Below are 23,718 nucleotides of genomic sequence, written 5' to 3'. Positions count from 1 at the left end.
TCTTATAAACCCTGCTCGACGAATGGAATGGTCAGCGCCAGTGCGCCATCCAGTGCGCCGGCGTCAACACCACCGCCCTGCGCCATGTCCGGACGACCACCGCCCTTCCCGCCCACTGCCGCAGCAGCCTGTTTCATCAAATCACCGGCTTTGAGTTGGCCAGTCAGGTCCTTGGTCACGCCTGCAACCAGTACGACCTTTTCCTCATGGACACTGCCGAGCAGGATCACTGCGCGGCCGAGTTTGTTTTTCAGCTGATCGACCAGCGCCAGCAGCGCCTTGCCATCCTGACCATCCAGACGCACGGCCAGAACCTTCACACCCTTGACGTCCACGGCCGAGGCCGACAGATCGTCACCGGCAGCAGCAGCGGCCTTGGCCTGCAACTGCTCGAGCTGCTTTTCAAGCGCACGGTTGCGCTCCAGCACAGCCGACAGCTTGTCGATCAGGTTGTCGCGGCTGCCCTTGACCAGGTTGGCCGCTTCCTTGAGTTGTTCTTCCGCTGCGTTCAAGTAGGCCAGCGCCGCAGCGCCGGTGACTGCTTCGATACGACGCACGCCCGATGCCACACCGCCTTCGCTGATGATTTTCAGCAGGCCGATGTCGCCGGTACGGTTGGCGTGGATACCGCCGCACAGCTCGACGGAGAAATCGCCGCCCATGCTCAGCACGCGCACGTTGTCGCCGTACTTCTCGCCGAACAACGCCATCGCGCCTTTCTGCTTGGCGGTTTCGATGTCGGTTTCTTCGGTTTCAACAGCGGAGTTCTTGCGGATCTCGGCGTTGACGATGTCTTCCAGCGCTTTGATTTGCTCAGGCTTGATCGCTTCAAAGTGGCTGAAGTCGAAACGCAGGCGCTGGCTATCAACCAACGAACCTTTCTGCTGAACATGCTCACCCAGCACCTGACGCAATGCAGCGTGCAGCAAGTGAGTGGCCGAGTGGTTCAACGAAGTCGCGTGACGCACTTCGGCATCCACGTGGGTTTCCACTGGCGCGCCGATGATTAAACTGCCGGACGCCAACACACCGTGGTGCAGGAACGCGCCGCCGGTCTTGGTGGTGTCGCGCACGTCGAAACGGCTGTTGCCGGCCTGCAGATAACCGCAATCTCCCACCTGGCCGCCAGATTCAGCGTAGAACGGCGTCTGATTCAGAACGATCACCGCCTCTTCGCCTTCATTCAAGACGTCGACCGACTGGCCATCTTTATAGATGGCGACAATTTTCGCCGAACCGCTGGTGTCGGTGTAACCGGTGAACTCGGTGGCCACATCAACCTTGACCAAGGTGTTGTAGTCCAGACCGAACGAGCTGGCCGAACGCGCACGAACACGCTGGGCTTCCATCTCACGTTCGAAACCGACTTCGTCGACGGTCAGGCTGCGCTCGCGAGCGATGTCGGCGGTCAGGTCCATCGGGAAACCGTAGGTGTCGTAGAGTTTGAACACCACGTCGCCCGGCACCACGGTGCCTTTGAGTTCCAGCAGATCCTGCTCGAGAATCTTCAGGCCGTGCTCCAGGGTCTTGGAGAACTGCTCTTCTTCGGCCTTGAGCACACGCTCGATGTTCGATTGCTGCTTCTTCAGTTCCGGGAACGCTTCGCCCATCTCGGCGACCAGCGCCGCAACGATCTTGTAGAAGAAGCTGCCGGTTGCGCCCAGTTTGTTACCGTGACGGCAGGCACGACGGATGATCCGGCGCAATACATAACCGCGACCTTCGTTGGACGGCAGCACGCCGTCGGCGATCAGGAAACCGCACGAACGGATGTGGTCGGAAACAACCTTGAGCGAAGACTGGTCGCCATTTTCGCAGCCGATTGCCTCAGCCGAAGCTTTCAGCAGGTTCTTGAACAGGTCGATGTCGTAGTTGGAGTTGACGTGCTGCATCACCGCACTGATCCGCTCCAGGCCCATGCCGGTATCCACCGACGGCGCTGGCAACGGATGCAACACGCCGTCGGCGGTGCGGTTGAACTGCATGAACACGTTGTTCCAGATCTCGATGTAACGGTCGCCATCTTCTTCCGGCGAACCCGGTGGGCCGCCCCAGATGTGGTCGCCGTGATCGTAGAAAATCTCGGTGCATGGGCCGCACGGGCCGGTATCGCCCATGGTCCAGAAGTTGTCGGACGCGTAAGGCGCGCCTTTGTTGTCGCCGATGCGAATCATGCGCTCGACCGGCACACCGATTTGTTTGGTCCAGATGTCATACGCTTCGTCGTCGGAGGCGTAGACGGTAACCCAGAGCTTTTCCTTCGGCAGTTTCAGGACACCGGTCAGGAACGTCCAGGCGAAGGTAATCGCGTCGTGCTTGAAATAGTCACCGAAGCTGAAGTTGCCCAGCATTTCGAAGAAGGTGTGGTGACGGGCGGTATAACCGACGTTTTCCAGGTCGCTGTTCTTGCCACCGGCACGCACGCATTTCTGGCTGCTGGTCGCACGGGTGTACGCGCGTTTTTCCTGGCCCAGGAAGCAGTCCTTGAACTGGTTCATCCCCGCGTTGGTGAACAGCAGGGTTGGGTCGTTGCCCGGAATCAAAGAGCTGGAGGCTACACGGGTGTGGCCTTGCTCTTCGAAGAAGCGAAGGAAGGCTTCACGGATTTCTGCGCTTTTCATTAGGTTCTTCCACGGAGGCTGCGGCCAAAGGCCTGTGCGAAACGTCAACAGACGAAGCGACGGCAAAGGGCCGCATTATATCGGCCCTGCGCGCGGGGTACAGCGTGTTTATACGATAGAAACGGTCAATTGGGCGGCTAACGCTGTCACTTGCGCGAAAACTCGACGAATGTCGCGATCACTTGCTCGATTTGCGAGCGATTGACGTCCATGTGCGTGACCATCCGCAGACGGGCGGCAGCGCTCAATTTGATCCCGCGCTCGGCGGCAAACGCCTTGATCGCCTCGGCACGGTCGCCCATCTGCACGTAAACCATGTTGGTCTGCACCGGCTCGACGGTGAAACCGGCCTCGCGCAGGCCTTCGGCCAGAAATTGCGCGTTGGCATGGTCATCCGCCAGGCGCTCGACGTGGTGATCCAGCGCATACAGCCCCGCCGCCGCCAGCAACCCGGCCTGACGCATGCCACCGCCGACCATCTTGCGCAGGCGCCGCGCCTTGCCGATCAGCTCGACCGAACCGCAAAGTACCGAACCCACCGGCGCGCCGAGGCCTTTGGACAGGCACACCGACACCGAATCGAAGTATTGCGTGATCTCCCGGGCATCAACCCCAAGTTTGACCGCTGCGTTGTACAACCGCGCGCCGTCCAGATGCAGTTGCAGGCCGTTGTCCTGGGTGAACTGGCGCGCCCGGGCCAGATATTCCAGAGGCAGCACTTTGCCTTGCATGGTGTTTTCCAGCGCCAGCAGACGCGTACGGGCGAAGTGGAAGTCGTCAGGCTTGATCGCCGCCGCCACCTGATCCAGGTCCAGCGAACCATCGACCTGCACTTCAAGCGGCTGCGGCTGAATCGAACCGAGCACTGCCGCACCGCCACCCTCGTACTTGTAGGTATGCGCCTGCTGCCCGACGATGTACTCGTCACCGCGTTCGCAATGCGCCATCAAGCCCAACAGGTTGCTCATGGTGCCGGTCGGGACGAACAGCGCGGCTGCAAAACCCAGCCGTTTTGCCAGTTCGGCTTCCAGACGATTGACCGTCGGATCTTCGCCATACACATCATCACCGGTGGCCGCAGCGGTCATCGCGTCGAGCATGGCGGGAGTCGGTTGGGTGACGGTGTCGCTGCGAAGATCGATAACACTCATGAACCTGGCCTCTGGTCAGCAGGGGAAATCCCTTTTCGAAGAGGAATTACTGCGGGCATGGCGCGGATTAATCAACCCTTGCGCAAGGAAAAGTCGCTTCCACGCTTCGAAAAACCCGATGGCAATCATCACAAAGGCGCGATGCACAGCCCGGCAATCTGTGTTAAAAACGCTGCGCCGCCCGATAAAGGGTGGCGAAACGTTCTCAGGGCGGGGTGCAATTCCCCACCGGCGGTAATTGCGCGCAATGCGCATAGCCCGCGAGCGCTTGGTGTCAGGCACGGCAAAAGCTGTGAGCGGCGGCAAGGTCAGCAGACCCGGTGTGATTCCGGGGCCGACGGTCATAGTCCGGATGAAGAGAGAACGGGATTGACGCCAAAGGGCCGTCCGCAAGCCTTCGAGCATGCGCGCGTACCCTTGAATCCCTTTCGATTCATAACGCCCTGTTTTTCACACAAACAGGAGTCAGAACATGCAACCCACCGCTATCGACAGCAAAAGCAAACACACCCACGGCGAGCGCGTCGCGTTCATCCAGGCCTGCTGGCACAAGGAAATCGTCGATCAGAGCCGTAAAGGCTTCCTCGCCGAAATGATCGCTCAGGGCTATCAGGAATCGGACATCGATTTCTTCGAAGTCGGCGGCGCCTTTGAAATGCCTCTGCACGCCAAACTGCTGGCCAAGACCGGCCGTTATGCCGGTATCGTTGCCGCTGCCCTGGTGGTGGACGGCGGGATCTATCGTCACGAATTCGTCGCCCAGTCGGTCGTCAGCGGCCTGATGCAGGTTCAGCTGGAAACCGAAGTACCGGTGTTCTCGGTGTCGCTGACCCCGCACCACTTCCATGCCGGCGAAGAACACCAGAAGTTCTTCTTCGAACACTTCGTGCACAAAGGTCAGGAAGCGGCGAAGACATGCGCCGATACGTTGCAGAAAGTGCGTGCGTTGCGCCGCACCGAGCCACGTGCTGTAGCGGTCTAAATACGCTGAGTGAGATCTCCGGTCTCACTCATCCCTCTGTGGGAGCAGGCTTGCCTGCGATAGCGGTGTATCAGTCACTGTAGATATTGACTGACTGTCCGCCATCGCGGGCAAGCCCGCTCCCACAGTGGTTTATGTGGAACCGAAAATCGGGTCAGGCGAGATTTTCGTCAGTGGTCGGCACAATCAAAATGCCCGCCCGCAGGCCGTTCTTGACCTTGGGATTGGGGAAGATGATCCGCGCGCCCTGTTCCTCTATGACCCAGCGGGTATTGGCCAGGTCTTCGGCCAGCACATAACCCACATCCAGTTCCGAAAAGTTTTCGATGTCCGCCGGCAGGTTCAGGCGGAACGCATCGCTGTGCTTGATGATTTCCCGCGCCACGCTGAACAGTTGCAGACCGTCCAGGCCCTGCTCGGCCATCTCCGGCTCGGTGCCTTCGATGATCTGCTTCAGACGGGTTTCCAGCAGCGACACGTTTACCCCGGCGTTCTGCCCGAACGGCCGCGCCTTGCCCAGTTCCAGCGTGAAGGACTCAGCCCCGAGCTTGTCGTAGGTGTAGGAGCTGAACACGATCGACGGTTTGTTCTGCAACAGCACCGCCTCCATGCCGGCGGCACGCAGGCGGGCCAGTTCCTGACGGGAATGCTGGCGACCTTCCTTCCACGGATACAGGGCGAACTGTTCGATTTTCGAGCCACGAATCGCCGTGTGCAGGTCGTAGTGCAGACGCTGACGATCCGGCACGCTGAAGAAACTCGCGGCCAGGCGCTCCAGCTCGCAGGCACGCAGGGCTTCGGAGCCGCTGCTTTGTTCGTGACGGCCGTTGAACAGCCGATTGACGTCCTGCTCGATGAAACGCTCGCCCTTGCGAATCGCTTCCGGGTTGCCGAACAGGAACAGAATGCGTGCGCGCGGCTTCAGATCGCCGCGGGCGATGTCATGCAGCAGCCGGTCGAGCAATTCGATCGGTGCCGTTTCATTGCCGTGGATGCCTGCCGACAGCAGCAGGTCCAGGCCATTGTCGCGCGCTTCGGGTGGCCGGACTTCCAGCGCACCCTCGCTCAACCAGCGCATGCGCACGCCTTCGACAGTCAGTTGAGTCTTCTCCGCCGGTTCGCGGCCGGCGAGGGTCAGTTCAAGCAGTTTGCCGAGGGCGAGCATAGAGCGGTTTCCTTAGTGGTCGTGGTTGCAATCCGGGCCGTGCACGTGGTCTTCGTCGTCGCCAACGTCGGCCGGTTCCATTTCCAGCTGCAGACTTACCAGATTAGTCGCCAATGGGCGCAGCAGCAGGTTGGCGTACTCAGCATCGCCCTCTTCGACGTCCACGCCGATCAACAGTTGGCCGCGGCCGTCCTGCTGAATCCACAGCTCTTTGCCTTGCCACATGACCGCGACGCGGGTACAGGAAGTTTCCAGTTGCTTGCCATCGGTGTCTTCAAGGATCAGCCGCAGGGAATCGCTCATGTCTTTTTTACGCTCAGTTGGGGAGACAAACCGCGCGCCGCGTTCAGGCGGCGCGCCGGTCATCAATTGATCTGGAATGGATAAACCGCGCCCAGTTTAAGGATTTGCGTCAGTTCATCCAGTGCCGTCCGGCATTCAAGCAGCAATTGCGGGTCCGCCAGGTCGCTTTCGCTCAGGCGGTCGCGGTAGTGCTTTTCAACCCATGCGGTCAACGAATCGTACAACGGGGCGGTCATGATAACCCCTGGGTTGACGGCCGCCAGCTCGGTTTCGTTGAGCGCGACGCGCAGTCGCAGGCACGCCGGGCCACCGCCGTTCTGCATGCTTTGCTTGAGGTCGAAAACCTTCACTTCACGGATCAGGCCGCCGGAGTTGGTCAGGCCTTGCAGGTAATTCCACACGCGCTCGTTGCCACGGCACTCTTCCGGCACGATCAGCAGCATCGAACCGTCAGGACGCGACAGCAACTGGCTGTTGAACAGGTAGGAACGCACCGCATCGTCCACGGTGACCGCCGAACGCGGCACGCAGACCGACTGGAAGTTGCCGCCGACCTTGGCCAGTTTGGCTTGCAGTTCAGCCAGCATCTGATCGGTGTCGAGGAACGCGTCCTCGTGATAGAACAGCACCTCGCCGTTGCCCACCGCGATCACGTCGTTGTGGAACACGCCCTGATCGATCACGGCCGGATTCTGTTGCGCGTAGACCACGCCTTCGTCGCGCAGACCGTGCAGACGGGCGACCGCTTGCGAGGCTTCGAGGGTCTGGCGTGCCGGGTACTTCTGTGGTGCCGGGTAACGAGTGTCGAACGCACTGCGACCGAACACGAAAAACTCGACGCCAGCCTCGCCGTACTCACGGCAGAAACGTGTGTGGTTGGCCGCGCCTTCGTCGCCGAACTGCGCCACCGCCGGCAATGCGGCGTGGTGAGCAAAGTGCTGTTGATCGGCGAACATTGCACCCAACACGCGACTGGTGGTCGGGTGCTCGATGCTGCGGTGGTATTTGCAGTTCAGGTTGGCGGCGGTGAAATGCACGCGACCGTCAGCGGTGTCGGCACTCGGGCTGACCGTGGCGGCGTTGGCCACCCACATGCTCGACGCCGAGCAACTGGCAACCAGCAGCGGCATCGCGTCTTTCGCGGCGCGCTCGATGACCTGCGCGTCGGTGCCACTGAAACCCAGACGGCGCAAAGCGGCCACGTCCGGACGCTCCTGCGGTGCGAGAACGCCCTGCTGAAAGCCCATTTCCATCAGCGCTTTCATTTTCGCCAGCCCTTGCAGCGCCGCTTCCTTCGGGTTCGAGGACTGCTGGCTGTTGCTCTGGGACGCAACGTTGCCGTAGGACAGACCACCGTAGTTATGGGTCGGCCCCACTAGACCGTCAAAATTGACTTCATAGGATTTCATCAGCGAGGCTCCACGAGAATCTGTTGTTATAGGCATCGGGTAACAATTCAATAAGACCGAGTCGCGGCCTTCGCTGGCAAGCCAGCTCCCACAGGTTCAGCAGTGTTCACAAATTTTGTGTTCGACTCGGACCTTGTGGGAGCTGGCTCGCCAGCGATGGGCATCACGCCATCTTCACGCCAGGCGTCAGGGCCGCCGGCATCACCAAACTCGGAGTTTCCAGTGAGGCCACCGGGTACGCGCAGTAATCCGCCGCGTAGTAGGCACTGGCACGGTGGTTGCCCGAAGCGCCGACACCGCCGAACGGTGCGCTGCTCGCAGCCCCCGTCAGCTGCTTGTTCCAGTTGACGATCCCGGCACGGCTTTCCAGCCAGAACTGTTGGTAACGCTCTTCGGAATCCGACAGAAGACCAGCGGCCAGACCAAACGCGGTGTCGTTGGCTTCGGCAATCGCCGCCGCAAAATCGGCGTAGCGGATCACTTGCAGCAGCGGACCAAACAGTTCTTCGTCGGAACGATCGGCAACCGCCGTCACATCAACGATGCCCGGGGTCAGCAGCGCCGACTGAGCCTGTGGCTGAGTCATCGCCAGCAACGACACCGCGCCGTTGGCCAGCAGATGCGCCTGGGCGTCCATCAACGCTTTCGCCGCGCCGAGGGAAACCACCGAGCCCATGAACGGCGCCGGTTGCTGATCGAACGCGCCGACTTCGATGGTCGAGCTGACGTCCACCAGACGCTTGAGCAGGCTGTCGCCCCACGCGCCTTGTGGCACCAGCAGACGACGGGCGCAGGTGCAACGCTGACCGGCAGAAATGAACGCCGACTGAATGATCGTGTACACCGCTGCGTCGAGGTCGGCGACCTGATCGACCACCAGCGGGTTGTTGCCGCCCATTTCCAGCGCGAGGATCTTGTCCGGGCGACCGGCGAACTGCTGGTGCAGGTGATTGCCGGTACGGCTCGAGCCGGTGAAGAACAGACCGTCGATGCCCGGATTCGCCGCCAGCGCGATACCGGTTTCGCGGGCGCCTTGCAGCAGGTTCAGGACACCGGCCGGCAGACCGGCTTCGATCCAGCACTTGACCGTCAGCTCGGCGACTTTCGGCGTCAGCTCGCTAGGTTTGAACAGCACGCTGTTACCGGCCAGCAGTGCCGGCACGATGTGGCCGTTCGGCAAATGGCCGGGGAAGTTGTAAGGACCGAACACCGCTACTACACCGTGGGGCTTGTGGCGCAACACGGCGGTGGCGTCGCCCAACGGGCCGCTCTTCTCGCCGGTACGCTCGCGGTAGCTCTGCACCGAGATCGCGATCTTGTTGACCATGCTGGTGACTTCGGTCGCAGCTTCCCACAGCGGTTTGCCGGTTTCTTCACCAATGGTGCGGGCCAGTTCGTCGGCGTGGTTTTTCAATGCGGCGGCGAACGCTTCGAGCACGCTGATGCGATCTTCCAGGGTACGACGGGCCCAGCTTGGGAACGCCTGACGCGCAGCCTGCACGGCGGATTCGACCTGAGCGGCAGTGGCGCTCTCCCCCGACCACAGCACTTGCTGGGTCACCGGGTTCAGCGATTGAAAGGCTTCGCCCTGACCGGCCAGCCACTCACCTGCGATGTATAGCGAATTCATTATTTCGACTCCCGGGCAGCAGACAACGCCACGGCGCGAACCTGATCGCCAGCGTTGAGTTGAAGACGTTTGGCGGTCAGCGGATCGACCACCAGCGTGCCAGCGGCCAGACGGGCCGGCGCAGCCGTGATGCGGCAGTCTTCGCGTTTGCGGTTATGGATGATGAACGGCGTGGCGTCGTCGCCCGGCGTGCCGATGGCCAGCACCAGCGCTTCGCTGTCACGCACCGCGCGGATCTTGCTGGTCTCGCACTCGATGGCTGGACCTGCGTCGAAGATGTCGACGTAACCCTGGTAGCTGAAGCCTTCGCTCTTGAGCATCGCCAGTGCTGGCTCGGTGTCCGGGTGCACCTGGCCGATGACGTTGCGCGCATCCGGCGACAGGAAGCAGGTGTACAGCGGGAATTTCGGCATCAGCTCGGCGATGAACGCCTTGTTGCCGACACCGGTCAGGTAATCGGCCTGGCTGAATTCCATCTTGAAGAAGTGACGGCCCAGGCTTTCCCAGAACGGCGAGCGACCGGCTTCATCGGATACGCCGCGCATCTCGGCAATGATCTTGTTGCCGAACATTTCCGGGAATTCGGCGATGAACAGCATCCGCGCCTTGGACAGCATGCGACCGTTGAGGCCGGTGCGGTAGTCGGCGTGCAGGAACAGCGAGCACAGCTCGGAATTGCCGGTCAGGTCGTTGGCCAGGAACAGCGTCGGAATCTCGCGATAGATGTTCAGTTCCTGCGAGGCGCTGACGGTGAGGCCGACGCGGAAGTTGTACCAAGGCTCGCGCAGACCGACGGCGCCGGCGATGGCGGAAATTCCCACCACGCGACCGTTGTCATCTTCGAGCACGAACAGGTAGTCCGCGTCGCCACGGCCGGCTTCACCGCGAAAGGTCTTCTCGGCCCAGCCGACCCGGTGGGTCAGGCGCTCTTCGTTGGCCGGCAAGGTGGTCAGGCCGGTGCCGGTGCTGCGGGCCAGGTCGATCAGAGCGGACAAATCGCTGCTGCGTACGGGACGAACAATCATGCTATCTCCTCAAACGGGCCGCCGTGGCCACCCGTGAAACTCGCTAAGGCGTTAAACCGCCACCAGGCGCACGCTGGCACCTTCACCGACGCCCAGGGCTTCGGCCGCTTCCAGATCCAGGGTCACCGGTTTGCCCGGCGCGTAATCCAGTTCCAGCAATACCGCGCGGTAATCCTGCAACTGGGCATTGGCCACCAGATACTGGCGCCCGGCACCTTTGACCGGCTCGCCGATTTTCACCGGTACCACACGGCTCTGGGCGATCGAACGGATCCCCGAAACGCGCGCATGCAGGGTCGGGCCACCGTCGAAAATGTCGATGTAGTGATCGGTCTCGAAGCCTTCGCGCATCAGGATGTCGAAGGTGATCTGCGCACGCGGATGCACCTGGCCCATCGCTTCTTGAGCGGAATCCGGCAGCAGCGGCACGTAGATCGGGTAATGCGGCATCAGCTCGGCGAGGAACGTACGGCTTTTCAGGCCACACAGACGCTCGGCCTCGGCGTAGTTCAGGTCGAAGAAGTTGCGACCGATGGCGTCCCAGAACGGCGAATCGCCGTTTTCATCGCTGTAACCGACGATCTCGGTCACCACCGAATCAGCGAAGCGCTCTGGATGGCTGGCAACGAACAACAGACGGCCCCGGGAGTTGAGCTCCGAGAACGGCGAACCCACCAGCTCGCGCTGCACGTAGAAACTGGTCAGCAAGCTGTTGCCGGTCAGGTCGTGGCATTGCGAGAGCACGTGGATCTTGTTGTGGATCTTCAGCTCGCGGGAAGCGTGCACGAAGGTCTCGTTGCGAAAGCTGTAGAACGGCTCGGAATAACCGGCCGACGCGACGATCGCCGAGCAGCCCACCAGCTTGCCGGTGGCGGTGTCTTCGAGGACGAAGAAGTAACTCTCCTCGCCGTTGAAGCTCACTTCGGCGGCAAACGAGGCTTCGCTCGCGGCGATCTTGTCGCTCAGGCGTTCAACATCATCCGGCAAGGAAGTGACACCAATCGGGCTGTCCGCAGCCAGACGCTGTACCTCGCCCAGATCAGCCATTTGCGCGGGGCGCATCACCAGCATGGTGTCACTCCTTTCTCTACTTCAGGTCGGCGAAAGCGCCGACTCGGGAAAAAAATGCCGGGCAGGCCCGGCACAGGAAAATGGTCCCGACGTCGGTCGATAACGACAGACGCCGGGCGGTCTTGCATGAATCAGGCTTGGGTCAGTTTCGCCGCAGCACGTTCGAAGCGATCCAGACCGGCGTCGATGTCCGCGTCTTCAACCACCAGGCTCGGGGCGAAACGGATCACGTCCGGGCCGGCCTGCAGAATCATCAGGCCTTCTTGCTCAGCGGCGTTGAAGATGTCCTTGGCCTTGCCTTTCCAGGCATCGCTCAGCACGCAACCGATCAGCAGACCGAGACCACGCACCTGGGTGAACAGGCCGTACTTCTCGCCGATCTGTTGCAGGCGGGTCTTGAACTTGTCGTGCTTGGCGTTGACGCCGTTCAGCACCTCAGGGGTGTTGATCACGTCGATCACCGCTTCAGCCACGGCGCACGCCAGAGGGTTGCCGCCGTAGGTGGTGCCGTGAGTGCCGACGACCAGGTGTTTGGCCAGCGCTTCGGTGGTCAGCATTGCCGCGATCGGGAAACCGCCGCCCAAGCTCTTGGCGCTGGTCAGGATGTCCGGAACCACACCGTAATGCTGGTAGGCGAACAGGTTGCCGGTACGGCCCATGCCGGTCTGCACTTCGTCGAACACCAGCAGCGCGTTGTTCGCGTCGCACAGTTCACGGGCGCCTTGCAGGTATGCCAGCTCGGCCGGCAGAACGCCGCCCTCGCCCTGGATCGGTTCCAGAACGACCGCGCAGGTCTTGTCCGAAACAGCGGCTTTCAGGGCCGCCAGATCGTTGTACGGCACGTGGGTGATGCCGGTGATTTTCGGGCCGAAACCGTCGGAGTACTTCGACTGGCCACCGACGTTCACGGTGAACAAAGTGCGGCCGTGGAAGCTGTTGAGCGCGGCGATGATTTCGTACTTCTCGGTGCCGAAACGATCAAACGCAACGCGACGGGCCAGCTTGAAAGCGGCCTCGTTGGCTTCGGCGCCGGAGTTGCAGAAGAACACGCGCTCGGCGAACGTGGCGTCGATCAGCTTGTGCGCCAGACGCAGCGCCGGTTCGTTGGTGAACACGTTGGACACGTGCCACAGCTTGTTCGCTTGCTCGGTCAACGCACCGACCAGCGCCGGATGCGCGTGGCCCAATACGTTGACGGCGATGCCGCCGGCGAAGTCGATCAGCTCGCGGCCGCTCTGGTCCCAGACGCGGGAACCGGCGCCACGCACCGGAATGAAAGCGGCAGGCGCGTAGTTGGGAACCATTACCTGGTCGAAATCGGCGCGTTGTACCGCAGCGTGCTCAACGGACATCGGAGTCTCCTGATGAGGGCCACTCGCCTGAAACTGGCGAGCGATGGGGGGATTGTAAGGACAGTTTTCAGCCCGGCCTTGTCGCCAAGCGACAACTTCTTATAGCGCAAACCCCGGATTTTCCCGGGTTTACGGCAATGCGACATATAGCGTCGCAAAGGCGCAGTTTAAACTGTCGCCGCCAATTGCAGCACGCCTTGCGAGCATATCAATCGGAATGGGCAGGCCTGTCATATCTATGTACCGCACACCTTTGACGGGCACTTGATAAGTACGCGCTCGAGGCGCTTTGAAAAAACACTTAAACAGCGCAAAAAAAACGCCACGGAAATGAGTTCCATGGCGTCTTTTCAAGACCCGTCTTTCAACCGCGCTCGGGCGGCACCGATGACAGTTCGAACGGACTGCTGCTGCGCCGCTGGTTGCGGTCTTCCCGCGGCGTGGCGCCGAAAAAGTTGCGATAGGCGCTGGAGAAATGCGGCCCCGAGGAGAATCCGCACGACAGGCCGATCTGGATGATCGACTTGCTGGTCTGCATCAACATCTGCCGGGCCTTGTTCAGGCGCAATTCCAGGTAGTACTGGCTCGGCACGCGGTTGAGGTATTGCTTGAAGATCCGCTCCAGTTGGCGACGGGATACGCACACGTGCTGAGCGATTTCGTCGGTGGTCAGCGGCTCTTCGATGTTGGCTTCCATCAACAGCACCGCCTGGGTGAGCTTCGGATGGCTGGAGCCGAGACGGTTCTGCAACGGAATGCGCTGACGCTCGCCGCCTTCGCGGATGCGCTCGACCACCAGTTCTTCGGAGACCGCACCGGCCAGTTCAGCACCGTGATCACGGGCCAGAACTGCGAGCAACAAGTCGAGCACCGACATGCCACCACACGCGGTCAGACGATCGCGATCCCAGTCGAACAGGTGACTGGTGGCGATGACTTTGGGGAAGCGTTCGGCGAAATCGTCCTGCCAGCGCCAGTGCACCGCCGCGCGGTAGCCGTCGAGCAAACCGAGTTGCGCCAACGGATACACACCGGCCGACAGACCGCCGATCACACAACCGGCGCGCACCAGTTGTTTCAACGCGCTGCTGAGCACCGGCGCCAAAGTCGTCGGTGGCTCGTCAGCGAGCAGGAACAGTTTCTGGAAGTTTTCGAGCTTGCCGGCCCAGGGTTCGCCGGGCAGTTGCCATTCACCTTCGGTCGGTGCTTCAGCCTGCAGGAACGACAACTCGTAAACCACGTCCGGATGCACACGCTGGGCAACACGCAAGGCCTCCTCTGCCAGCGCCAAAGTCAGAGCTTTAGTGCTGGGCCAAATCAGGAAACCAATTCGATGGGCAGTCATGGGCGGGCAATCCGAAGCGAAGAACGGTGATGAAGGCAAGGGCCAATGCTAGCCCGAAAATGAACACAAATCCTGAAATCGGCTGAGTTCCAATGTGGGAGCTGGCTTGCCAGCGATGGCGGTGGGTCTGCACCAGAAATGCAAGCTGGCTCACCGCTTTCGCTGGCAAGCCAGCTCCCACAGGAATTGGAGTCGATCTCTAGGTCGCGAAGCATGACCTAATTTGGTGCATAACGGGAGCGATTACTTGAGGCTGCCCGAGAGGAATTGTTGCAAACGTTCCGACTGCGGATTGACCAGCACTTCACGCGGGTTGCCGCTCTCTTCAACGACGCCTTTGTGCAGGAACACCAACTGGTTCGACACTTCACGGGCGAAGCCCATTTCGTGAGTCACCACCACCATGGTGCGGCCTTCCTGAGCGAGGGCCTGCATGACCTTCAGCACGTCGCCGACCAGTTCCGGGTCGAGGGCCGAAGTCGGTTCGTCGAACAGCATCACTTCCGGCTCCATCGCCAGCGCACGGGCGATTGCCACTCGCTGTTGTTCACCACCGGACATGTGCCCCGGGAACGCGTCCTTGCGATGAGCCACGCCGACCTTATTCAGGTAGTGCTCGGCTTTCTCGCGGGCTTCGGCCTTGGACACGCCCAGCACGTGAACCGGCGCTTCCATGATGTTTTCCAGCGCGGTCATGTGCGACCACAGGTTGAAGTGCTGGAACACCATCGACAGGCGCGAACGCATGCGTTGCAGCTGTTTCGGATCAGCGGCTTTCAGCGCGCCGTCCTTGTTTGCCACCAGCTTCAACTCTTCGTTGTTGAGCAGGATCTTGCCCGCGTGCGGCTGCTCGAGCAGGTTGATGCAGCGCAGGAAAGTACTTTTGCCGGAGCCACTGGAGCCGATGATGCTGATCACATCGCCAGCGGCCGCTTTCAGGGAAACGCCCTTGAGCACTTCGTGACTGCCATAGCGTTTATGCAGGTCTTGGACTTCAAGTTTGTACATGCGGTCGGTTCTCACAAAAACAGTCAGTCGTTGAGCAAAGGGCCGTCGCGCAGCGCATCGCGCCCCGCCACTTTGGCCAGCCAGAAACCGGGTTGGGCGTAACGCAGCCGCTCAATGGCAAACAGCACCCCGGACGTACCAGCACACACCGTGCTGACCCGATCCGACAGCGGATCGATCACTTCAAAAATCTTGTCACCGGCTTCAACCCACTCGCCGGGCTTGCGCAGAAAACTCACCACGCCCGGATGCGGCGGCAGGAGCAGTTCCGTGCCTTCGAACGGCATGCCTTCGCACGGTTCGCGCACGGCGCTCGGCCACTCGCCACGGATCAGGCCTTGCTCGGCGAGGAACGCCAGAATACCTTCCGCCCAAGCCTCAGCCTGCGCAGGTGTGGTGTCAGCCTGACCACCCAGTTCAACGGTGGTCGCCAGGCACGCCAGTGGAATCTGTGCGTCCGGGAACAGGCGCGACAGACGCAGCCACGGTAGCGAACAGGCTTCGTCGAACGAGCTGCCGCCGGAATCTTCCGCCAGCAGGCCGACTTTCACATCCAGGTGCGCGGCGAGCGAACGCCACTGCGGCCAGTGCTGCGGCAAGGCATACATGTGCAGCGCGGCTTCACAGTCGCAATGCAGATCCAGCACCACATCGGCGGTGGCGGCATGTTGCAGCAAGGTGCGCTGCATGCCTTGCAACTGGCTGTTGGCCTCAGGTAATGCGGCCAGGTGATCGGCCATCGCCTGACGGATCAGACGGATGTTGGCGTGCGGATCATCACCGAGTTGTCCTTGAAGCTTAGCGGCCACGGGGGCGCTGAGCTCGACGAAATCACGGTTGAAATTCTTGCCGCTGCCGGCCTCGAAACGCCCCTGATGGTTGCCTTGCAGCAACTGGCCAAGACCCAGAGGGTTGGCCACGGGAACCAGCTCGATGACGCCGTTGAGCAAGCCCTTGGCTTCGAGTTCGCCGAGGCGTTTTTTCAGTTCCCAGGCAGTACGCATGCCGGGCAATTCGTCAGCGTGGAGGCTCGCCTGGATGTAGGCCTTGCGCTCACCACTCCCGAAGCGAAACACCGAAATCCGGCGCTCGCTGCCCAGGTGGCTCCACGGCAGAACGTGGTCGATGCGTTCCATATCAGTGCTTCCTCGGAGCCAGATAGCTCAGCCAGCGACGCTCGGCCAGCTTGAACAGGCGCACCAGAATGAAGGTCAGGCACAGGTAGAACACGCCGGCGGTGATGTACGCCTCGAACGGCAAGTAAAACTGCGCGTTGACGGTACGGGCCGCGCCGGTGATATCGATCAGGGTCACGATGGACGCCAGACTGGTGGTCTGCAGCATCATGATCACTTCGTTGCTGTACTGCGGCAGCGCCCGGCGCAGGGCCGATGGCAGCAGGATGCGCTGGTACATCTTGAAGCGCGACATGCCCATGGCCTTGGCCGCTTCGATCTCGCCGTTCGGCGTGGCCTTCAGGCTGCCGGCGATGATTTCGGCGGTGTAGGCGCTGGTGTTGATCGCGAACGCCAGGCACGCACAGAACGTTGCGCTGGACAGCCACGGCCACAGGAAGCTTTCACGCACCGCTTCGAACTGGGCCAGACCGTAGTAGATCAGGAACAGTTGAACCAGCATCGGCGTGCCGCGAATCACGTAAGTGAAGAGCCACGCCGCGCCGTTGACAACAGCGTTCTTGGATACACGCATCAGCCCCAGCGGCAGCGCCGCGAGCAGACCGAAGAACAGCGACAGCGCGAGCAACTTGAGGGTGGTCACCAGACCGCCGAGGTACAGCGGCAGGGCCTCCCAAATGACGTTGTAGTCGAAGATCATAGATCAGCCGCCCTTACGCCTACCGAGTAGCGCTTCTCAAGGTGACGCAGCGCCAGCAACGAGACACTGGTGATGACCAGGTACATCGCCGCCACTGCGAGGAAGAAGGTGAAAGGCTCGCGGGTGGCGTCGGCCGCCTGCTTGGCCTTGAACATCATGTCTTGCAGACCGACCACGGAAATCAGTGCGGTGGCCTTGGTCAACACCAGCCAGTTGTTGGTGAAGCCCGGAATCGCCAGACGAATCATCTGCGGCACCAGCACCCGGAAGAACACCTGGAAGCTGCTCATGCCGTACGCCATGCCCGCTTCGGCCTGACCTTTGGGGATCGCCATGAACGCGCCGCGGAAGGTTTCCGACAGGTACGCACCGAAGATGAAGCCGAGGGTGCCGATACCGGCGGCCAGCGGATTCAGGTCGATGTAGTCGTCATAGCCGAGCATTGGTGCGACGCGGTTGAGCAAGTCCTGGCCGCCGTAGAAGATCAGCAGGATCAGCACCAGATCGGGAATCCCGCGGATCACCGTGGAATACAGATCGCCCAGCCAGGCCAGCCAGCGCACTGGCGACAGGCGCAATGCGACACCGATCAGCCCGAGAACGATGGCCAGGGCCATGGACGACAAGGCGAGCTGAAGCGTCAGCCAAGCGCCATCGAGGATGACAGCCCCGTAGCCTTTCAACATGATTCAGGTCCTCGAAAGTTGGGATGAAAAAATGGCGCAAACCGCAGAGATCCTGTTGCTTGCGCCATTTCGGACGGGTCGAGCGACGTCTTTACTTGCCGTAAATGTCGAAGTCGAAGTACTTGTCCTGGATTTGCTTGTACTTGCCGTTTTCGCGAATGGCCGCGATGGCAGTATTGATCTTGTCTTTCAGGGCGTCGCCCTTGCGCACGGCGATACCTACGCCGTCGCCGAAGTATTTGACGTCGGTGAAGGCAGGGCCTACGAACGCGAAGCCTTTGCCGGCGTCGGTTTTCAGGAAGCCGTCATTCAACAGCGTAGCGTCCGCCACAGTACCGTCGAGGCGGCCGGCGGCCACGTCGAGGTAGATTTCGTTCTGCGAGCCGTACGGCTTGATCTCGGCACCCAGCGGGGCCAGGACTTCGCGGGCGAAACGCTCGTGGATCGAACCACGCTGCACGCCGATGTTCTTGCCCTTCAGCTCAGCCAGACCTTCGCTGACCTGAGTGCCTTCCTTCATCACGAGGCGGGCCGGGGTGTTGTAGTACTTGTTGGTGAAGTCCACGGACTTCTTGCGGTCGTCAGTGATCGACATGGACGACAGGATCGCGTCGATCTTGCGCACTTTCAGTGCCGGGATCAGACCGTCGAATTCTTGCTCGACCCACTGGCACTTGACCTTCATTTCTTCGCACAGCGCGTTGCCGATGTCGTAGTCGAAACCGACGATGCTGCCGTCCGGCGCTTTGGAAGCAAATGGAGGGTAAGCCGCTTCGATACCGATCTTCAGAGGCTTTTCATCGGCGAATGTCGGCAGGGACAGCACGGACAGTGCCAGGGCGCCAAGCAGCACAAGTTTCTTCATCTTGGGACTCCATCGGTAAAGGGCAAAAACGGCAGAGTGAGCGACAGCCCAATATGCGAATGGGTGAATCGGGAAAGCGGTGCTGCATCTGTGGGAAATTTCCCATTGAAACCGTCAGCGATTTCAACACGAGCCACGACGAGCGAGTGATCGGCATTCTAACGACAGGCCCGAAGCCGATATTTCTTCAATGCGACAACTAATTACAGATGCACCGAGAAACCCGCTTGAGCACATTGACAGCTCCGCAATTTCATGCAAGAGCGAAAGACAGTGAACCGATCTATGCTGCAAATTGCGGGCCTATTATTCGCAAACCCTTCTAATCCGGCAAGCGCGGGGTGATGTCTTATTTTTCACCGGGTGTTTTGAGGCCCTGAAACAGGGCGCGGCGTTTCCCATCGCCCCGTTGCGGAGCAGGCGGTTACACATTCAGTTACTTGAAGGCGGACGGGTAACAGTGGGAATGAGCTGACAGAGCAATTCGATAATTATTGGCTGCAGGTTTTGTGTTCCATCAAAGGATTGCACCTTTGCATGACAAACCGCTTTCGCTGGCAAGCCAGCTCCCACAAGGATCTACGCTGCTCGCGCAACCTCCAACACACCACAGAACCTGTGGGAGCTGCGGTGCGACGTTTCGACTTGCCAGCGAAGGGGCCGACCTTAGCAACCCATAAACTACAGACAATAAAAAGCCCCGTCCGGCGCAATGCCGGACGGGGCTTTTCAGCCTTCAGACCCGCCGCTTACGCGACGTTCATGGTCTTGTGCGTATCGATCAGATGCTGCACCACGCCCGGATCGGCCAGGGTGGAGATATCACCCAAGCCATCGTATTCAGCTGTGGCGATCTTGCGCAGAATGCGACGCATGATCTTGCCCGAACGGGTCTTCGGCAGCCCTGGCGCCCACTGGATCACGTCCGGCGAAGCGATCGGCCCGATCTCCTTGCGCACCCAGTTCTTCAGCTCCAGGCGCAGTTGCTCGCTCGGCTCTTCACCATTCTTCAGAGTGACGTAGACATAAATGCCCTGCCCCTTGATGTCGTGCGGCACACCGACCACCGCCGCTTCGGCGACTTTCGGGTGAGCGACCATGGCGCTTTCGATCTCGGCGGTGCCCATGCGGTGGCCGGACACGTTGAGCACGTCGTCTACACGACCGGTGATCCAGTAGTAACCGTCGGCATCGCGGCGGGCGCCGTCACCGGTGAAGTACATGCCACGGAAGGTCTTGAAGTAGGTGTCGACGAAACGGTCGTGGTCGCCGTAAAGGGTGCGCGCCTGACCCGGCCACGAATCGAGAATCACCAGATTGCCTTCGGCTTCGCCCTCGATGATGTTGCCGAGGTTGTCCACCAGCGCCGGCACCACACCGAAGAACGGGCGTGCCGCAGAACCCGGCTTCAGCGCATGAGCGCCCGGCAGCGGGCTCATCATGTTGCCGCCGGTTTCGGTCTGCCACCAGGTGTCGACGATCGGGCAACGGGACTTGCCGACATTCTTGTAGTACCAGTCCCAGGCTTCCGGGTTGATCGGCTCGCCGACCGAACCGAGCAGACGCAGGCTGCTGCCGTCCGCGCCTTCAACAGCGGCGGTGCCGGAGGCCATCATCGCGCGGATCGCGGTCGGCGCGGTGTAGAGGATGTTGACCTTGTGCTTGTCGACGATCTTCGCCACCCGGGTGATGTCCGGGTAGTTCGGCACGCCTTCGAACAGCAGCGTGGTCGCGCCGTTGGCCAGCGGGCCGTAGACAATGTAGGAGTGACCGGTGACCCAGCCAACGTCGGCGGTGCACCAGTAGATTTCGCCCGGACGGTAGTCGAACACGCGCTCGTGAGTCATCGCCGCGTACAACAGATAGCCGCCAGTGGTGTGCTGCACGCCCTTCGGCTTGCCGGTGGAGCCGGAGGTATAAAGGATGAACAGCGCTTCTTCAGCGCCCATCTCTTTCGGCGCGCAGACAGTGCCCGCCACTTTCATCAGGTCTTCGTACCAGATGTCGCGATGCTGGTTCCACTTGATGTCGCCGCCGGTGCGCTTGCACACGATGACTTTCTGGATGCTGCTGGTTTCCGGGTTGGTCAGGGCGTCGTCGACGTTGGCCTTGAGGGAAATCTTCTTGCCGGCGCGGATGCCTTCGTCAGCGGTGATCACCACTTTCGAGCGGCAGTCGATGATGCGACCGGCCAGGGCTTCCGGCGAGAAACCGCCGAACACCACCGAGTGAATCGCGCCGATCCGGGTGCAGGCCAGCATGGCGACCACGGCTTCGGGGATCATCGGCATATAGATGGTCACCACGTCGCCGCGGTGTACGTCCTGGCCACGCAGGGCGTTGGCGAGTTTGCACACTTGTTCGTGCAGTTCGCGGTAAGTGATGTTGCGGCTTTCGGAAGGATCATCGCCTTCCCAGATGATGGCGACTTGATCGCCGCGCTCGGCCAGATGACGGTCGAGGCAGTTGTAGGAAACGTTCAGGGTGCCGTCGGCAAACCACTTGATGTCGACATGGTGATCGTCGAACGAAGTCTGTTTCACCGTGGTGAAAGGCTTGATCCAGTCGAGGCGCTTGGCTTGTTCGCGCCAGAAACCGTCAGGGTTGACGACCGACTGTTGGTACATGGCTTTGTAGGTCGCCTCGTCGGTCAGCGTATTGGCCAGAACCTCGGGACGAACGGGATACAGGGAAGCCGCACTCATCTTTCCTACCTCGGTGTAATAGTTGTTTTTGTATGACCCTGTTGTAGCCGGGGCGACCGTATAGAACCATTCGACGATGGTAGTAACAAGCCCCTACAAAACATCCAGAAATGACCAAAGCACCTCTGAAGCAAACCACGCAACCCTTGTGGGAGCTGGCTTTCCAGCGATTCAGACGACCCGGTTTCCAAGGAAAGCCGCAGCGCTGATAACACGATATCCAGCGATTGTTACCAAATCTGCCAAAGGTGTTTATCAAAACCGGGTCTGTTTACCCCTACCCCGCCTCCCTAGAATTCACCTCGCCGACAAGGCAAAGCGATTAACAACGTTACAGCCCCCACGAAGGCCGTTAATCCAGTTCTGAAGTAACAAACCAAAACGATGAAGTTCCACACGCAACCCCAAAAAGGTTGCGTGACCCCACTCGACCTCAAGAAGGTAAATTTCAAATGAAAGCTTTATTGGTTCTGGCCCTCAGCAGTCTGTGCGCAACCGCCATGGCAGACGAGGTCCCGACTGATGTCGCACAGCAACAACCGGCTATCGAGGAATACACTTACTCCACTCACCTGGACATCGCCAACGTTGTATCGATGAGCGAAGTTCCGAATGTCTGCGAAGTGGTTCCGATGAAAATGGAGTACGACGACTCCACCGGCCAGCGCCACATCCTGCGTTACAGCGTGATGGGTAACGGCTGCACCAATTGATGGTTTGAGACTGCACCGAATCGGATCACTCAGCGCAACATCGAGGGTCGATTCCAGCCCGGCTTCGGTCGGGCTCAGTTGTGTTTGAAGAGACGTAAAAGGGTTGCAAAACACAAGATGTAGTGAAAACCGCGTTTTTTTGTTCATTTCTTGAACAAATCGTCATTCGTAGAATTTTTCCGAAAAAAAATCTATACCGGGCAAAGCCCCATAAACCCTCGCTCCGACCGAAAAACCACCCTCCTCGGCCGCGCCATGAGCCGATTCGCCGCACCACGCGCGCGAAAATTTCCCTATAATGCCGCCCTATAACGGGCCTGCAATATTCCCTTACAGGGATGAATAGCCAGTCTGAAGCCCCGCAGCAGCGTCCAACGTTGCCTGCGCCCATCAGAGGCTCTCGGAACCCCGTACTAAATTCTGTTTTATTGCCTGCCTTAGCTGCTGCAAAAAACGATTCCTTAAGATCCAACGCGGCCAGTACGGTCGTGTGAAAAACCAACCATCAGTTTTCACACGGGCATCTGGCCCTCACGCAGGAGACGACACGTCATGCTGAGCTGGGACGAATTCGACAAAGAAGACAGTGAAGTAGCAGCAGTGAAAGGCGCCAACGCCGGCCACGCTACTGAAGCCAACATGGACCGCCTCGACAACGCTGGCGGTGCCGCTGCTCTCGAAGCCCGCGCCGTGACCGCCGCTGACTCGGCCGCCGTGGCCCGCGCCAAGGCTGCACTGAACTCCCTCGACGTCGCCGAAGGCCTCGCCGAACTCGAAGGCGCCTCCGCCCGTGTCGCCGTTGACGAAAAGCGCATGATCAACTGCCGCGCCGACCTCAACCAACTCGTGCCATTCAAGTACGACTGGGCCTGGCAGAAGTATCTGGACGGTTGCGCAAACCACTGGATGCCGCAAGAAGTCAACATGACCGCCGACATCGCCCTCTGGAAAGACCCGGAAGGCCTGACCGACGACGAGCGCCGCATCGTGATGCGCAACCTCGGCTTCTTCTCCACCGCCGACTCCCTGGTTGCCAACAACCTGGTGCTGGCCGTGTACCGCCTGATCACCAACCCGGAATGCCGCCAGTACATCCTGCGCCAGGCGTTCGAAGAGGCGATCCACACCCACGCCTACCAGTACTGCATCGAATCGCTGGCCATGGATGAAGGCGAGATCTTCAACATGTACCACGAGATCCCGTCGGTCGCGAAAAAAGCCGCCTGGGGCCTGAAATACACCCGTTCGATCTCCGATCCGAAGTTCGAAACCGGCACCCCGGACACCGACAAAGAACTGCTGCGCAACCTGATCGCCTACTACTGCGTTCTGGAAGGCATCTTCTTCTACTGCGGCTTCACCCAGATCCTCTCCATGGGCCGCCGCAACAAAATGACCGGCGTCGCCGAGCAGTTCCAGTACATCCTGCGCGACGAATCCATGCACCTGAACTTCGGCATCGACGTGATCAACCAGATCAAAATCGAAAACCCACACCTGTGGGATGCCGAAATGAAGGAAGAAGCGACCCAGATGATCCTGCAGGGCACCCAACTGGAAATCGAATACGCCCGCGACACCATGCCTCGCGGCGTACTGGGCATGAACGCGGCGATGATGGAGGACTACCTGAAGTTCATCGCTAACCGTCGCCTGTCGCAGATCGGCCTTAAAGAAGAATATCCAGGGACGACTAACCCGTTCCCTTGGATGAGCGAGATTATGGACTTGAAGAAAGAGAAGAATTTCTTTGAGACGAGAGTTATTGAGTATCAGACTGGTGGGGCGTTGAGCTGGGACTAATTCCCTGAAACGCTAGCAAAACCGAAAATGAGGCTGCCAATAGGCGGC

At 60.3% G+C, this 23,718-nt stretch carries 19 protein-coding genes and 1 riboswitch; of the genes, 3 read left to right on the top strand and 16 right to left on the bottom strand.

What is annotated here, in order from left to right; translation table 11 throughout:
* Positions 1-2 precede the first annotated feature (2 nt).
* Positions 3-2,621 carry an alanine--tRNA ligase gene (alaS, locus tag JJN09_RS14890; protein ID WP_249482430.1) on the bottom strand — a complete coding sequence of 873 codons (2,619 nt, stop codon included), beginning with the start codon at positions 2,619-2,621 and terminating at the stop codon, positions 3-5.
* 146 nt (positions 2,622-2,767) lie between these two features.
* On the bottom strand, positions 2,768-3,772 hold the full coding sequence (gene ltaE / locus JJN09_RS14885) for a low-specificity L-threonine aldolase (protein WP_249482429.1): 1,005 nt from the start codon (positions 3,770-3,772) through the stop codon (positions 2,768-2,770).
* A gap of 197 nt (positions 3,773-3,969) precedes the next feature.
* Positions 3,970-4,141, top strand: a riboswitch (FMN riboswitch).
* A gap of 103 nt (positions 4,142-4,244) precedes the next feature.
* Between ltaE and JJN09_RS14880 the strand changes: the two genes are divergently transcribed.
* Positions 4,245-4,754, top strand: a complete 510-nt coding sequence (locus tag JJN09_RS14880) for a 6,7-dimethyl-8-ribityllumazine synthase (RefSeq protein WP_011335530.1) — start codon at positions 4,245-4,247, stop codon at positions 4,752-4,754.
* 154 nt (positions 4,755-4,908) lie between these two features.
* Here JJN09_RS14880 and astE read toward each other — a convergent pair whose 3' ends face one another.
* The 14 genes from astE to acs all read right to left on the bottom strand — a co-directional run bounded on the left by astE (position 4,909) and on the right by acs (position 21,154).
* On the bottom strand, positions 4,909-5,919 hold the full coding sequence (astE, locus tag JJN09_RS14875; RefSeq protein WP_249482428.1) for a succinylglutamate desuccinylase: 1,011 nt from the start codon (positions 5,917-5,919) through the stop codon (positions 4,909-4,911).
* Between the two features lie 12 nt (positions 5,920-5,931).
* A complete protein-coding gene (locus JJN09_RS14870) occupies positions 5,932-6,222 on the bottom strand; it encodes a topoisomerase II (protein WP_102621065.1) in 291 nt (96 codons plus the stop codon).
* A 62-nt stretch (positions 6,223-6,284) separates the two neighbouring features.
* Positions 6,285-7,631: an N-succinylarginine dihydrolase gene (astB, locus tag JJN09_RS14865; RefSeq protein WP_249482427.1), complete on the bottom strand. Its 1,347-nt coding sequence runs from the start codon at positions 7,629-7,631 to the stop codon at positions 6,285-6,287.
* Between the two features lie 163 nt (positions 7,632-7,794).
* Complete coding sequence (gene astD / locus JJN09_RS14860; protein WP_249490810.1) at positions 7,795-9,264, bottom strand: succinylglutamate-semialdehyde dehydrogenase; 1,470 nt, start codon at positions 9,262-9,264, stop codon at positions 7,795-7,797.
* Positions 9,261-10,286 carry an arginine N-succinyltransferase gene (astA, locus tag JJN09_RS14855; protein ID WP_249482426.1) on the bottom strand — a complete coding sequence of 342 codons (1,026 nt, stop codon included), beginning with the start codon at positions 10,284-10,286 and terminating at the stop codon, positions 9,261-9,263. Before astA ends, astD begins: the two co-directional genes overlap by 4 nt.
* A gap of 51 nt (positions 10,287-10,337) precedes the next feature.
* Positions 10,338-11,357: an arginine/ornithine succinyltransferase subunit alpha gene (gene aruF / locus JJN09_RS14850; RefSeq protein ID WP_096818103.1), complete on the bottom strand. Its 1,020-nt coding sequence runs from the start codon at positions 11,355-11,357 to the stop codon at positions 10,338-10,340.
* A gap of 131 nt (positions 11,358-11,488) precedes the next feature.
* Positions 11,489-12,709 carry an aspartate aminotransferase family protein gene (locus JJN09_RS14845; RefSeq protein ID WP_249482425.1) on the bottom strand — a complete coding sequence of 407 codons (1,221 nt, stop codon included), beginning with the start codon at positions 12,707-12,709 and terminating at the stop codon, positions 11,489-11,491.
* A gap of 364 nt (positions 12,710-13,073) precedes the next feature.
* A complete protein-coding gene (argR, locus tag JJN09_RS14840; RefSeq protein ID WP_249482424.1) occupies positions 13,074-14,054 on the bottom strand; it encodes a transcriptional regulator ArgR in 981 nt (326 codons plus the stop codon).
* 243 nt (positions 14,055-14,297) lie between these two features.
* Positions 14,298-15,062, bottom strand: a complete 765-nt coding sequence (locus tag JJN09_RS14835; RefSeq protein WP_003227281.1) for an ABC transporter ATP-binding protein — start codon at positions 15,060-15,062, stop codon at positions 14,298-14,300.
* Between the two features lie 23 nt (positions 15,063-15,085).
* Positions 15,086-16,198, bottom strand: a complete 1,113-nt coding sequence (locus JJN09_RS14830; RefSeq protein ID WP_249482423.1) for a succinylglutamate desuccinylase/aspartoacylase family protein — start codon at positions 16,196-16,198, stop codon at positions 15,086-15,088.
* A gap of 1 nt (position 16,199) precedes the next feature.
* On the bottom strand, positions 16,200-16,898 hold the full coding sequence (locus JJN09_RS14825) for an ABC transporter permease (protein ID WP_249482422.1): 699 nt from the start codon (positions 16,896-16,898) through the stop codon (positions 16,200-16,202).
* On the bottom strand, positions 16,895-17,584 hold the full coding sequence (locus JJN09_RS14820; protein ID WP_007951063.1) for an ABC transporter permease: 690 nt from the start codon (positions 17,582-17,584) through the stop codon (positions 16,895-16,897). The genes JJN09_RS14825 and JJN09_RS14820 overlap by 4 nt, the downstream gene beginning before the upstream one ends.
* Positions 17,585-17,675: 91 nt before the next feature.
* The gene (locus tag JJN09_RS14815) at positions 17,676-18,449 is read right to left on the bottom strand and encodes an ABC transporter substrate-binding protein (RefSeq protein ID WP_249482421.1); all 774 of its coding nucleotides are present in this window, start codon (positions 18,447-18,449) and stop codon (positions 17,676-17,678) included.
* A 749-nt stretch (positions 18,450-19,198) separates the two neighbouring features.
* Entirely contained in the window at positions 19,199-21,154 is a 1,956-nt protein-coding gene (acs, locus tag JJN09_RS14810) for an acetate--CoA ligase (protein WP_096795023.1), read from the bottom strand.
* A gap of 452 nt (positions 21,155-21,606) precedes the next feature.
* Here acs and JJN09_RS14805 point away from each other — a divergent pair, with 452 nt between their 5' ends.
* Both JJN09_RS14805 and JJN09_RS14800 read left to right on the top strand, forming a co-directional pair.
* Positions 21,607-21,867: a DUF2790 domain-containing protein gene (locus JJN09_RS14805; protein ID WP_102621035.1), complete on the top strand. Its 261-nt coding sequence runs from the start codon at positions 21,607-21,609 to the stop codon at positions 21,865-21,867.
* Positions 21,868-22,419: 552 nt separating this feature from the next.
* A complete protein-coding gene (locus tag JJN09_RS14800) occupies positions 22,420-23,670 on the top strand; it encodes a ribonucleotide-diphosphate reductase subunit beta (RefSeq protein WP_166219009.1) in 1,251 nt (416 codons plus the stop codon).
* Positions 23,671-23,718 lie beyond the last annotated feature (48 nt).

The sequence above is a fragment of the Pseudomonas sp. HS6 genome (genome assembly GCF_023375815.1).
GTDB lineage: Bacteria > Pseudomonadota > Gammaproteobacteria > Pseudomonadales > Pseudomonadaceae > Aquipseudomonas.
Note: the sequence above shows the minus strand (reverse complement) of the source record. Positions and strands in the feature narration are given on the sequence as shown.

Excerpts from the sequence above, each read along its gene's own strand:
- alaS (WP_249482430.1), bottom strand. The coding sequence starts at position 2,621 with ATGAAAAGCGCAGAAATCCGTGAAGCCTTCCTTCGCTTCTTCGAAGAG.
- ltaE (WP_249482429.1), bottom strand. The coding sequence starts at position 3,772 with ATGAGTGTTATCGATCTTCGCAGCGACACCGTCACCCAACCGACTCCC.
- JJN09_RS14880 (WP_011335530.1), top strand. The coding sequence starts at position 4,245 with ATGCAACCCACCGCTATCGACAGCAAAAGCAAACACACCCACGGCGAG.
- astE (WP_249482428.1), bottom strand. The coding sequence starts at position 5,919 with ATGCTCGCCCTCGGCAAACTGCTTGAACTGACCCTCGCCGGCCGCGAA.
- JJN09_RS14870 (WP_102621065.1), bottom strand. The coding sequence starts at position 6,222 with ATGAGCGATTCCCTGCGGCTGATCCTTGAAGACACCGATGGCAAGCAA.
- astB (WP_249482427.1), bottom strand. The coding sequence starts at position 7,631 with ATGAAATCCTATGAAGTCAATTTTGACGGTCTAGTGGGGCCGACCCAT.
- astA (WP_249482426.1), bottom strand. The coding sequence starts at position 10,286 with ATGATTGTTCGTCCCGTACGCAGCAGCGATTTGTCCGCTCTGATCGAC.
- aruF (WP_096818103.1), bottom strand. The coding sequence starts at position 11,357 with ATGCTGGTGATGCGCCCCGCGCAAATGGCTGATCTGGGCGAGGTACAG.
- JJN09_RS14845 (WP_249482425.1), bottom strand. The coding sequence starts at position 12,709 with ATGTCCGTTGAGCACGCTGCGGTACAACGCGCCGATTTCGACCAGGTA.
- argR (WP_249482424.1), bottom strand. The coding sequence starts at position 14,054 with ATGACTGCCCATCGAATTGGTTTCCTGATTTGGCCCAGCACTAAAGCT.
- JJN09_RS14835 (WP_003227281.1), bottom strand. The coding sequence starts at position 15,062 with ATGTACAAACTTGAAGTCCAAGACCTGCATAAACGCTATGGCAGTCAC.
- JJN09_RS14830 (WP_249482423.1), bottom strand. The coding sequence starts at position 16,198 with ATGGAACGCATCGACCACGTTCTGCCGTGGAGCCACCTGGGCAGCGAG.
- JJN09_RS14825 (WP_249482422.1), bottom strand. The coding sequence starts at position 16,898 with ATGATCTTCGACTACAACGTCATTTGGGAGGCCCTGCCGCTGTACCTC.
- JJN09_RS14820 (WP_007951063.1), bottom strand. The coding sequence starts at position 17,584 with ATGTTGAAAGGCTACGGGGCTGTCATCCTCGATGGCGCTTGGCTGACG.
- JJN09_RS14815 (WP_249482421.1), bottom strand. The coding sequence starts at position 18,449 with ATGAAGAAACTTGTGCTGCTTGGCGCCCTGGCACTGTCCGTGCTGTCC.
- acs (WP_096795023.1), bottom strand. The coding sequence starts at position 21,154 with ATGAGTGCGGCTTCCCTGTATCCCGTTCGTCCCGAGGTTCTGGCCAAT.
- JJN09_RS14805 (WP_102621035.1), top strand. The coding sequence starts at position 21,607 with ATGAAAGCTTTATTGGTTCTGGCCCTCAGCAGTCTGTGCGCAACCGCC.
- JJN09_RS14800 (WP_166219009.1), top strand. The coding sequence starts at position 22,420 with ATGCTGAGCTGGGACGAATTCGACAAAGAAGACAGTGAAGTAGCAGCA.